Genomic DNA, 945 nt, shown 5'->3' with positions numbered 1-945 from the left:
TTCAATAATAGGCGGTTGCTCGAGCCGATCGGTTACATTCCACCAGCTGAGTACGAAATGTTGTATTATCAGAGTCAAAAAGTCCCGGCTATGATGGCCGGACTCACGTAACGGAGCCTCCGGAAAAACCGGGGCGGTTCAAATGGATAGGTATGACTCTAAAATAGCTTGGTTGCAGGAAATTGAGTACACAGCTCTTAATTTTTTTTACGATCAGACACTGAAACCAGAACCACTTCCTTTGAGATTGTTTAATCCTGAAATCGAAATTTGTATAAGTTTTAAAAGCGCTTTAGGCCAAATGGAAGCTGAACCTACTGGTTTGACAGTGTTTAAAATCCCAATTTACACACATTCTCAAGAGTGGATCGCAAATTTTGCCCAAAACGATCTTATACCCCACCTATATAAAGCCACTAATGGATTGGGGCTGTGGTCAAGTCCGAAAGTTGGTGTAAAAAGGGACGGCCTCATGCTGCCTCCCTGATCTGTTTTGCCAGCTCGTAATCCAGGCTCGGTGTGGCCGGCAGGTCCCTTTCTTTCCTCAAGCTCTCCAACTGGGCCAGTGCCAGGTCGGTCATGGCGAAGGCCCTGAAGCCGTTGGCCGCCCTGATCAGGGAGGCGAAGACCAGCTTCAGGCAGCTCTTCTCATCGAAGAACCTGGGAATCACCTTGGTGCGCCGTCTCTGCTCCCCGAACAGCCGCTCGATGGAGTTGCTCGTCCGGATCCCCCTGCGATGGTTCACCGGGAACCGCAGGTGCGTCAGGCTGGCCTCCAGATCGTTCGTGAAGGAAGCCACGGCACGGGGGTAAAGGTCCTTGAAACGGGCGATGAACTCGGCCGCCAGTTTCTCGCCCGTCTCCAGGTAGAGGTGGACCCCATTGGTTGGACAGGTTGGCGGCAGTTTTAAGGTGGAAAGGTTCATGGTTTATGCCGCCTTTTTC

The 945-nt window shown here is 51.4% G+C and carries 2 protein-coding genes; one reads left to right on the top strand and one right to left on the bottom strand.

What is annotated here, in order from left to right; all coding sequences use genetic code 11:
- The first annotated feature begins 142 nt into the window (after positions 1 to 142).
- Positions 143 to 487 carry a hypothetical protein gene (locus P1S59_14530; GenBank protein ID MDF1527441.1) on the top strand — a complete coding sequence of 115 codons (345 nt, stop codon included), beginning with the start codon at positions 143 to 145 and terminating at the stop codon, positions 485 to 487.
- On the opposite strand, the gene P1S59_14525 is transcribed toward P1S59_14530, so the two are convergent.
- Positions 471 to 926 (bottom strand): transposase, encoded by a 456-nt coding sequence (locus P1S59_14525; GenBank protein MDF1527440.1) that lies wholly within the window; start codon positions 924 to 926, stop codon positions 471 to 473. The two genes, P1S59_14530 and P1S59_14525, sit on opposite strands and share 17 nt — an antisense overlap.
- Between the last annotated feature and the right edge of the window lie 19 nt (positions 927 to 945).

The organism is bacterium, assembly GCA_029210965.1.
Lineage (GTDB): Bacteria > BMS3Abin14 > BMS3Abin14 > BMS3Abin14 > BMS3Abin14 > JALHUC01.
The sequence above is the reverse complement of the archived record's forward strand: the minus strand, read 5'-3'. Positions and strand labels throughout refer to the sequence as shown.